Source organism: Capnocytophaga sp. CM59, from assembly GCF_000293175.1.
Classification (GTDB): domain Bacteria; phylum Bacteroidota; class Bacteroidia; order Flavobacteriales; family Flavobacteriaceae; genus Capnocytophaga; species Capnocytophaga granulosa.
Genome location: NZ_ALNN01000068.1, coordinates 57,099 through 68,219 on the forward strand (window position 1 = coordinate 57,099; position 11,121 = coordinate 68,219).

The following is an 11,121-nucleotide window of genomic DNA, read 5'->3' on the forward strand; positions in this document are numbered from 1 at the left end:
TGACCTGCGAAACTTAAATGAATTATCAATGATGAATGTTCAGAAATATAAATCACTTTACCTTTTACCCACATACTCAAGCTACAAGTATTCGCTTGGCTTTACTTTTTATTTTTTACTCACATACCCAAGCTCCATATATTCGCTTGGCTTTACTTTAAATAAAGGTATCCCTTTTTTGTTTCTTGTTTTCCGTTATGGGTATAAGAAAGTATATAGAAATAAGTACCTGAAGGGAGGCTTTGACCGCTGGTGATCACACCTTTTACATTGGCATACCCTCGGAATACGTCTCCGTTTTGTTGATAATGCGCATTTTCATAGACTATCAAGCCCATTTCGTTAAAAATAAGCACCTTTATAGGCGTATTGGGGTCTGTATTTTCTACTCTAAAATAATTTTCACCTCCGTTTTCTGCAGAAACTCCATTATATACTATAATTTCCTGCGCCTCAGGAGTCGGTACTGGCTTGGGCTTTGGCTCAGGAGTCGGCACTGGCTTGGGCTTTGGCTCAGGAGTCGGTGCTGGTTTGGGCGTTGGCTCAGGAGTCGGTGCTGGCTCAGGGGTTGGTGCTGGCTTGGGCGCTGGCTCTGGAGTCGGTGCTGGCTTGGGCGCTGGCTCTGGAGTCGGTGCTGGCTTGGGCGTTGGCTCTGGAGTTGGCGTTGGCTCAGGGGCTGGCGCTGATTTGGGCGTTGGCTCTGGAGTTGGTGCGGGCTTGGGCGTTGGCTCTGGAGTTGGTGCGGGCTTGGGCGTTGGCTCTGGAGTTGGTGCTGGTTTGGGCGTCGGCTCAGGGGTTGGTGCTGGCTTGGGCGTTGGCTCAGGGGTTGGTGCTGGCTTGGGCGTTGGATCAGGGGTTGGCGCTGGTTGGGGCGTTGGCTCTGGAGTCGGTGCTGGCTCAGGGGTCGGTGCTGGCTTGGGTGTTGGCTCAGGGGTTGGAGCTGGCTTAGGATCAGAGGGCGGTACGGATTCTTGTTTTTTAGGATTGATAGTAATCACTTGGGTATGAGTAACCTGATTGCCACAAGAGTCTGTAGCAAGCCATTGATAAGTAATTTTTGTGAGTTTGCCCTCTTTCCTTTCCTCTGTTACTGAAGGGGTTACTGTAGGGATACCACAAGGACCTACCGCCCTAAGTGTAACTTGAGCAGGAAGAGGCTGTCCCTCTTCTATAGTTTTATCTTGGGGTAAGGGAAGCACAAAGGCAAGTGGCAAGTCGTCATCTTTTTCGAGGATAAATCCGCCCCCCGCTTTAGGATTCTCATCGCTAACGGCAAAGGCTATATGGTCTATCACCTCTATCTTAATCACGCCTGCTCCTACCTCAAGCCCTGAAGTGCCATAAGGCTGTTTTTTTATCGCAATATTGGGTAGCGTAACTTCATAACTGCCAGTGTTCTCTACCCCATCAGCTAAAAGATAAGGATAGGTCTGTCCATGGTCATCTGAGAGCCAGATACGCACCTTAGTTCCTTCAAAAATAGGTTTGTCCACAGACCAAGTGAGAGTCTGTTTGCTCCCTCCTCTATAAGTCTTATTAGCGGTAGAGGTCGTAATTTTAAAGGGCGTTCCCTCTGTTACAACCACTTGTGTTTCAGCCAAATCATATTGGGTAATATAATCCTTACCACTATGCGGCTGGGCATCACTTACGGCCAACCAAAAGGTAAAAGTACCCGTTTGCTGCTCACGAATCCAGCTATTGGCTACCTCACTACCTGTGTGCTTATGGTACTGTCGCTTAAAGGCTACCGAAGGTATGGTCGTAGGCTGAGGAATGGTATATTGTGCTACGGAAGTCTCTTCGCCTAAGCGTACATCATGTTGCTCTGCCATATAATAGAGCTGCTGGCTATCGGGGTCAGTAGCAGGTATGGCAAAAGAGAAATAGGTATCCTTCGGGAGGGTATAGCGTGGTTTTATCTGGCTCTTATCTATACGAGGGGGAGCAGACGCAAAGGAAACATCTTTAGAGCGATGTCCCGCCTGCTCACTGAGGTATCTTCGAATCAACTCAATACTGGATAGCGAAAAGAAATCCCTTGGACTACCCGAACTCATAACCGATTGTCCCTTGTCATATTCTGTCTTTTCGCTCGCATAGTCAAAATTCACACCACTGAAAGTATGACGTGCTCCAAATAGGTGCCCTATTTCATGAGCAATCACCTCTTTAGTAGGTACTGCTACAGCGGCGCCCTTATGTTCGTTGTGATATACGCCCCCAATATGGGAAAGTCCTCGCAGTACCATGCTTTTCCTATTATTCGTAAAATAGGTTACACAGATACCTACATCATAGTTCTCGCTACCTATAAGCTCATTGATTGCCTCCGTAGCAAGTCCTATAATATAGCTAGCATTGTGTTGGCGCTTAAAGACTTCTTTTTTAGGGTCTGTTATAATCAGTCGTTCATCCTTTACCAGCTCAAAACGTACTCCAATATCACGCATATACATTTGGTTAAGAAAGTGTTCTGTTTCTTGCCAAAACTGTTTCACCTTCTCGGTATCTTTTTCAAAAAGCCAACTGCTATACGTATTATAGGGTATATTGATCGCCAAGCGATAGACTCTTAGGGTTGGCGTATTGGCAATAGTGGGTTGCGCACTTAGTTGGGCTATCCCTAATAATAAAACACAGATAAAAAACCTCATTTTTTAGTCATTAGTTCTTTTAACTACTTAGGCTTGTTCATACTTATCATTCCAAAGCCTAACATAGGAATGTCCTTTAAGATAAAGAAATCGGTAACAGGAACTCCTTCTATATAGTAATAGGTTTTAGCAGAGGTAAAAAGAAAGCTCAAAGTAATAAGAAAAGTAATCGTACAACCTACAAAAGCCAATTTACGTACTATCGGTGAGAATATCCCTACTATTAGTGCCAGTGCTATGGCTATCTCTATTACGCCTATGAGGTTGGAAACTCCTTGCATGCTCAGTATTTTATAAAGCCATGAGAGCAGAAAGCTATGTTCTACCAAAGGTTTAATTCCCTCTGCTTCAGTGTGTGTAAACTTGAATGCTCCTATCCAAAGTAGAATAGTGGCCACTCCAAAAAGGCTGATGTAATACCCTATTTTGTAACATAGGACGGTACTGCTATTTTTCATTTTTATAATTTATTACAGTTGCAAAATTACGATTTTTTAAGTAAAAAACAAATAGTAAATAATAAAATTTCTCATTCACTCAAAACTCAAGACTTAGAACTCAAAACCTGCCTGCCATTTTGTCAGTCTTGTAAGTGCGGCATTATCTTTGCTAAAAAGGAAAGAAAAAAAGCACGTATGAAAGGACAAATAAATGTTTCTGTGGAAAACATTTTTCCACTTATTAAGAAATTTCTATATAGCGACCACGAGATTTTCCTTCGTGAGCTGATCTCCAATGCTACCGATGCTACTCTTAAGCTCAAGCACCTTTGCCAAATTGGCGAAGCTAAAGTACCTTATGGCAACCCTCTTATTGAGGTAAAGGTGGATAAAGAAGGAAAAAAAATACATATCACCGACCAAGGTATTGGAATGACCGAAGAAGAGGTGGAAAAATATATCAACCAAATCGCTTTCTCAGGAGCTGAAGAGTTCCTTAACAAATACAAGGACTCAGTCAAAGATGCAGGTATCATTGGGCATTTCGGTTTGGGCTTCTATTCGGCTTTTATGGTGGCCGATAAGGTTGAAATCCTAACCCGTTCTTACCAAGAAGGAGCACAAGCCGTACGCTGGGAGTGTGATGGCTCTCCAGCCTACAGTATAGAACCTATCGAGAAAGAAGGACATGGTACCGAAATTATCCTCCATATAGCCGAAGACTCCACAGAGTTCTTGGAAGAGAGCAAGATACGCCAACTTCTTGTAAAATATAACAAATTTATGCCTATCCCTATCAAGCTAGGCATGCGCAAGGAAGCCCTTCCTCGACCTGAAAATGCCCCTGAGGACTATAAAACAGCGTATAAGGAGGTAGATAATATCATCAATAACCCTAACCCTGCTTGGACTAAACAGCCTTCAGAGCTTACCGATGAGGATTACAAGGCGTTCTATCATGAACTCTATCCTACTCAATATGAGGATCCTATGTTCAGCATTCACCTGAATGTAGATTATCCTTTCCATCTTACAGGGATTCTCTATTTCCCTAAGCTAAGCAATGACTTGCAATTGCAAAAGGACAGAATCCAGCTCTATCAGAACCAGGTCTTTGTAACCGACAATGTGGAAGGTATTGTTCCTGAGTTCTTGACCCTCTTGCGTGGGGTGATAGACTCTCCCGATATTCCGCTAAATGTCTCTCGTTCCTACCTCCAAGCCGATGGAAATGTAAAGAAGATCTCCAGCTATGTAACTCGTAAGGTAGCCGATAAACTTCAATCTCTTTTCAAAGAAAACCGCGAGGATTTTGAAAAGAAATGGAATGATATCAAAATCGTGATAGAATACGGTATGCTCTCCGAAGAAAAATTCTTTGAGAAAGCACAGAAATTTGCGCTATACCCTACCGTAAATGACAAATACTATACCTTTGAAGAGCTTTTAGAAAAGATAAAACCGCTACAAACCAATAAGGACGAGCAGACAATCATTCTTTATGCTCAAAACAAAGAAGCCCAACACAGCTATATCGCTGAAGCAGAAGCCAAAGGCTATGAAGTACTCCTTTTGGACTCCCCTCTGGTCTCTCACCTGATCCAAAAATTGGAAAGCAGCCAAGAGAAAATATCCTTTACTCGTGTAGATGCCGATTCTATAGAGAACCTTATCAAGAAAGAGGATACTCAGATCTCCAAGCTTTCTGAGGAGGAAACCGAAAAGCTCAAGGACTTTGTAACCACTGCTATAGAGAATACCGCCTATACGGTACAACCAGAAGCCTTGGATAGCGAAGCGACTCCTTTCCGCATCACCCAACCCGAATTCATTCGTCGTATGAAAGAGATGCAAGCAGTAGGCGGAGGCATGGGCTTTGGAGGTTTCCCTGAGATGTACAATTTGGTAGTAAATACCAATAGTGCCTTAGCTGGTCAAATCCTCTCCACTACTGATGAGGCTGCACGTAAGGCGCTTATCAGTCAGTCCTTTGACTTGGCACGCCTATCTCAAGGTCTGCTCAAGGGGGAAGCGCTGACAGCCTTTGTTAAGCGTAGCTTCAACTTAATGACAAGTGACAAATAATAAACATTCTCCTTTACCTTAAATAGAGGAATCCTTTCTTTGTTTCCTGTTTCCCGCTGTGGGTATAGGAAAGTACATAGAAATAAGTACCTGATGGGAGGCGTTGTCCACTGGCGACAACGCCTTTTACATTAGCATACCCTGTAAATAAGTCTCCTTGAGCCTGGTAATGGTCACTTTCGTATACAATAAGTCCCATTTCATTGAATATTATCACCTCAATAGGCGTATTAGGATCTGTATTTTCCACTTTAAAATAGTTTTCTGAACCACTTTCAGCAGAAACACCATTATACACTTGTATCTGCTTAGACTCTTCTACTCTATCTGGAATAGGTAGCGGCTCAGGTGTTGGTTCAGGTTTCGGCTTAGGCGCTGGTTTCGGTGTTGGCGCTGGTGCGGGTTCAGGTTTCGGCTCTGGTGTTGGTGTTGGCTCTGGTGTTGGTGTTGGCTCAGGTTTTGGTGCTGGCGCTGGGTCGGGTCTGGACTCAGGCTTAGGTGTTGGTTTGGGCTCAGGCTTAGGTGCTGGCTCAGGTTTCGGCGCTGGTTTAGGTTTAGGAACCAGAGTGATGGTCTGGGTATGGGTAGCCTTGTTACCACAAGCATCAGTGGCTATCCATTGGTATAATACTTTGGCAGGAGTACCTTTTACTTCTGTTTTTTGGAATGTAACGGTTGCCTCTCCACAATCATCGGTTGCGGTAAGGGTTTGTTGGGCTGGTAGAGGGGTGCCTTCCTCTATACTTCTATCTTGTGGAAGTGTACCTACAAAAGCAGGAGGAGTATTATCCACTACCTTTATCAGTTGGGTATAGTGTATAGCTGTACCACAGCGATCTGTGGCAGTATACATACGCATAATCGTATAGGAATGAGGACAATAACCTTGTTGTTTTATATCCTCATGAGTGAGCGTAATAGGAGGACATCCCCCCTTGGTTTGTAGTGTCACTGCCTGAGGGAGTGCCACAGCACAAGGCTGCTCTATATCCTTGGGAAAGTCTGTTGTCAGAAACCTAAGGGGTTCTCTGGGGGTAATGGTAATCGCCTGTATATGAGTGGTTCTATTCCCACAATTGTCAGTAGCTACCCATTGGTAAATCACCTTAGCAAGCTTTCCTTCCTTAAGTTGTTGCTGCTGATAGGTAGTTACCTTTACCCCTTGACAATTATCAGTAGCCGTAAGGGTAGCCTGAGCAGGTATAGGGGTTCCTTCCTCTATGGTTAAGTCCTTAGGCAAAGATTCCACAAAGACAGGAGGTTGCTCGTCCTTAACCCTAATTGTCTGTTCAAAAGTCAGTTGGTTTTGGCACTCATCTGTAAAGGTATAGGTTCGCTTAAGGGCATAACAAGCCTCGGCTACTGACACTGACTGCTGTTGCACCCTTTCGGTAATGACCCCACACCCCCCTTGTAAGGCTATAGTGGCGGGAGCAGCAATAGCCTCCCTACAAGCAACTGTAAGTTGCTGCGGAGGAAGAGAGCCGCTTACAAAAGCCAAAGGTGCTGGTTTAGGTTTAGGTTGTGGCTGGGGCACAGGGGTTTCTCCCCCTTCAGGCTTAGAGGTAGGAAAACTTATCTTGTTCTCCCCTATGAGTATCAGTTGGGTATGAGTGATATAGTTACCACAACTATCCTCCGCCCTGAAAGTACGTTCTATGGCTGTATTGGGTGCATAGTCAGTAGTATTGCGGTGATCTTGGTAGCTTACCACAGGCGTTGTACACCCCCCTGTAGCAGTAGGCAACTGCACGGCAGGAACGTTCGCTTCTGTCCTAACTGAAATATCCTTAGGTAAGGTAGCGGCAACAAATTGTAGTGGTGCTGGCGCTTTATTATCTTTCTCTAGGATAAACCCTCCGTCCTTATAAGGTGATTTTGTAGAGAGGGCATAAGCTAAGCCGTCAATCACTTCTACCTTGATGATTCCCTGCCCCTTGGGATTGCCAAAGTAGCCATGCGTGGTACCAATGGCTACATTGGGAAGGGTAATCTCACAAGTACCATTATTGGGTGCTTCCCCCACTAGGACATACTTATAGGTCTTACCTGAATCATCAGAGAGGAGGATACGCACTTTGCTCTGTGGTGAGAAAATATCTGTATCCACTTGCCAGCGAAGTGTAAGACGATCACCTGCATGATACACCTTATTGGGCTTGTACTTGGCGCCATTGTCAAAACCCTGTATCTCAAAGGGTTTGCCTTTTACGATTTTCACCTTAGTTTCCACTACATCATACTGGGGAACATGGTGAGGATCACTCTTGTTATGATCGGCTACCCCCAACCAAAAGGTAAAAGTACCAGGGTGATAGGAGACCGTACCCTTGGCCACTGCAAAGGTATTGCGTTCTACCTCAAACCATTCCTCTTGGAAGCGGATATGATTGCTTGCTGTACCCTTATAAGTGAGGAACTGTGCATTAGACCTAGAAGAATGGAAGCGCCTATCGGCAGGATGCGCCATATAAGTAAGCGCGTCCCCTTCGGGATCAGTAGCTGTTAGGTAGAACTGGAAATAGGTGTTTTGAGGTATTACATATTCCTGTTTGAGGCGTGCGCGCTCCAAGGAAGGCGGCCTATTCTGTGTCTTAACCCCATATACTAGATTACTTCCTGTTCCCTCTACCCTCTTTCCCCTTTCCTGGGTATAGGCTCTATCGGCATAGTAGGCCATGGAATTGCCCAAGAAAGCGCGAATAATCTGAACACTGATCAAGGAGAAGAAATCACGAGGATACTCATGACCATAGCTCATGATAGACTGTCCACTATCGGTTTCTGTCTTCTCAGAATATTCTCCTCCGTTAGAGAACGTGTGGTCAGCACCGAACATGTGCCCTATCTCATGCGCTATGGTAGAGGGGCCAACGGGACGAGCGGCAGCGCAAGCCTTCTGATGCTCCTGATAGGCTGCATATACAGCGGCTAAACCATTGTAACGCTCCTTAAAATCGGTTAGAATGACTGCCAAATCGTATTTCTTTGGGTCGTATTTTTTGTTAAAGACAATAGTACCATTATTAACCACTTCATTTCCCCCTTGTATATTAGGGAAAAGAGCATCTTTGAGAGAAGTGAAGATCAATTGGTCATCGTCTATCAGTTTAAAATGAACCCCTATATCATTGCCATAGAGTTCGTTAAGGAAAGTTTCTGTGGCATACCAAAAAGCCCTTATCTTAGCCTTATCCCCATTGAAAGGTTTCTTCATGGCGTAGTAGCTATAATCCACAGGCAGGGCAAGGCGATACTCACGCCATACCCCATCGGTATGAATTAAGCTATTGGGGTAGAGCAAGTTATACGGCTTGGGTTGGGTGATAGGAGGATCGTTTTTGTCCTCATCACTTTCAGGAAACATATTGCGGAAACCCACTCCACGGCTGGCCTTAGGCGTATTTCTCTTTTGAATAGCTACTGCTCCACAACGTGTTTTTCGCTCTTGGGTGAGCTGTAGCACTCCCTTATCAGAAACCGTCAGTACATAGGCCTTCCCTCCGTAGAGGATTTCTCCAAAGAGTGTTTGCTCACTCAGCGTAAGGGTACCTACAAAGGCATCTGTATGGTAGCCTACAAAGGAGCGATACCCCTTGCTGTTGAAAGCCCCTTGGCGTTCTTGCCAATGGATAGGGAGCGGCTCCCTCATATGAGGAAGTGTAATAGACCACTCTACTGAAGAGGAGGCAAAGTGTGCATATATCGCTTGCAGATTGTCCTGTGCCTGAACTACTTGTATGCCTATAAGAAGACATAAGCAGCGTAAGATTGCTTTCATCTCAAAAGAAGATTATTGAGGTGCTAATTTACGATTTTTTACTAAACAAACCTAATAACTTTTAATTTTTTATTCTTAATTTACATAAAGAGCAAGAAATCAAAGCATTTAATCATGTAAGGCACAATTCGTTTGTCACTAATCACTTGTCACTTGTCATTAGTCACTTGTCATTAGTCACTTGTCATTAGTCACTAAATTAGGGTTTATACATCAAAGGAATGGTAAGAACACTTTCGTTGCCCACTTTGTCGGCAACGGCAAGTTCAAAAGTATAGTCCTCATCGGTGGTGAAATAGCGGTCAGCAAGGGTAAATGTGAGTGTCTTATCCTTATGCTCATACTCCATAAGCACCCATTTGCCATTGATTGTAGCAGAGAATTTGCCTATACCACTGAAATCATCAGTAACACTCACCTTAAGTTTGTCGAGTTTAGCAATATTATTCTTTACCTTAGAAAAGTTGAGTGGCTTTATCACAGGCGCTTTTGTATCGGTTGTCAATACAAAACGCCCTAAAGTCTTCACCTTAGCCGAAACAATATTGTCCTTACGATAGGTGTATTGGTAATATTTCTTAGAATTTTTACCCTTTACAGAGGCAACACATACATAAGGAAGTTGTGCTTGGGTATATTTGGAAGCATCAAATACAATATTGTATTGATTTTTGAGAGGTTGGGTAGGCGCCAAGACAGAAAGTGTATCCCCATTTTGTTTTACTTCAATAAAAGTATCTTGGAAAAAGGTATCTTCGGGGATATATACGGACATGTTTTCCGTTTTATACATATTATCGCGCTTAGCAACAAGAGGTGTTCCCTTGTTTTCTGGACGAAGGCCTGTGATAGGCTCTTTTTTACCCTCTATAGTAAGGTTGAGAGTGGTCGTGTTTCTATTAAAATCCTCTATTTTGACCTCTACAAGGTAGGTCATACCGTCCTCCACTTGGATAATTCCATCACTTTCCTGTGGAGTGGTGTAGATAGAGAGCTTATTCTGAGGTTCCCTGTATAAGTGCTGCACCCTTGCTCCTGTTTTTACATATAGGGGGTAGTCAATAAGGGTATTCAGATAAGGGTCTTCACCCTTTATAAGTTCGTCAAAGGTATAAGAGAGCTTCTCACTGCCATTGACCCATAGGGAAATCTTGTACACCCCATAGGAGTTGCGAGTGCCTGTCATCTTATCCAAGGTATATACGCCCAAGCCTATACGCCCTTGAGCCGTAATCTTGGAAGTAAGGTATTCGTCCGTATTCTTATCCTTGCCCAAGAGTACATTGCGCTCCTCTTGTATACCCTCAATAGCGGACTCCTCTCCTATGGGATAGGCCACAAACTTATATACCAAGGGAGCTATATCATCTTCATTAGGATAGCCGAAGAGTAAAGGATTGTAGGCATTGGTAGTTTGTGTATCCCGTATCTCGTAGTGCAGGTGAGGGCCAGCGCTGCCGCCTGTATTCCCACTAAGAGCTACCCAATCGCCTTTTTTGACAGGAAAGTCGGTGGGTTTGAACTCTATTTCTACATCGTATTTCTCCAACAGATACTGGCGTTCCTTGACAAATTTCTCTATTTCAGGAGCAAACTTCTGCAAGTGTGCATACACAGTAGTATAGCCATTGGGGTGATCTATATACATCACCTTGCCATAGCCGTAAGTGCTCACTTTGATACAAGAGACAAAGCCCTCCGCAGCGGCATATACCTTGAGACCCTCCTTGCCATCGGTTTTGATATCTAAACCTCCATGGAAGTGGTTGGGGCGCAATTCGCAGAAATTCCCTGCATAGGAAAGCGGAATATCCAAAGGTGAGCCGAAATAATCCTTAGGGAACTCCCTTTGTGAGGCTGCCTGCTGTTGGGCATAGAAAAGAGAAAAAGAAAAAAATGCAATAAGAAACCTTAGCATAATTGTTAGTTGTTAGTCGTTAGTTGTTTAAGAGAATCTATATGTTTTTCAAGGGTTTTACTATTATTATAGAAATGTAATTCGGATCAATAGTTAAAATATTATTTGCTAACTTTCTAAGACGCAATAAATTGCGTCTCTACCCTAACGCTGGCTAAGACAACTCCTGATGAGCATAGTTATCTGTAGAGACGCAATCTATTGCGTCTTAACGAATTAGATTATACAGATATTTTTAAC

5 protein-coding genes are annotated in these 11,121 nt (G+C 43.8%); 1 reads left to right on the forward strand and 4 read right to left on the reverse strand.

Going from position 1 to position 11,121, the window contains the following annotated elements; all coding sequences use genetic code 11:
• Positions 1-152: 152 nt before the first annotated feature.
• Positions 153-2,657 (reverse strand): reprolysin-like metallopeptidase, encoded by a 2,505-nt coding sequence (locus HMPREF1154_RS12535; RefSeq protein ID WP_009642989.1) that lies wholly within the window; start codon positions 2,655-2,657, stop codon positions 153-155.
• Between the two features lie 23 nt (positions 2,658-2,680).
• Complete coding sequence (locus HMPREF1154_RS12540; protein ID WP_009642980.1) at positions 2,681-3,115, reverse strand: DUF417 family protein; 435 nt, start codon at positions 3,113-3,115, stop codon at positions 2,681-2,683.
• Positions 3,116-3,292: 177 nt separating this feature from the next.
• Between HMPREF1154_RS12540 and htpG the strand changes: the two genes are divergently transcribed.
• Positions 3,293-5,182, forward strand: coding sequence for a molecular chaperone HtpG (htpG, locus tag HMPREF1154_RS12545; RefSeq protein ID WP_034567529.1), 1,890 nt, complete (start codon positions 3,293-3,295; stop codon positions 5,180-5,182).
• A 13-nt stretch (positions 5,183-5,195) separates the two neighbouring features.
• Here the strand turns inward: htpG and HMPREF1154_RS12550 are convergent, their stop codons facing one another.
• Both HMPREF1154_RS12550 and HMPREF1154_RS12555 read right to left on the reverse strand, forming a co-directional pair.
• Positions 5,196-8,963 (reverse strand): reprolysin-like metallopeptidase, encoded by a 3,768-nt coding sequence (locus HMPREF1154_RS12550; RefSeq protein WP_009642960.1) that lies wholly within the window; start codon positions 8,961-8,963, stop codon positions 5,196-5,198.
• 199 nt (positions 8,964-9,162) lie between these two features.
• Positions 9,163-10,881 (reverse strand): M23 family metallopeptidase, encoded by a 1,719-nt coding sequence (locus tag HMPREF1154_RS12555; protein ID WP_009642979.1) that lies wholly within the window; start codon positions 10,879-10,881, stop codon positions 9,163-9,165.
• Positions 10,882-11,121: the final 240 nt, after the last annotated feature.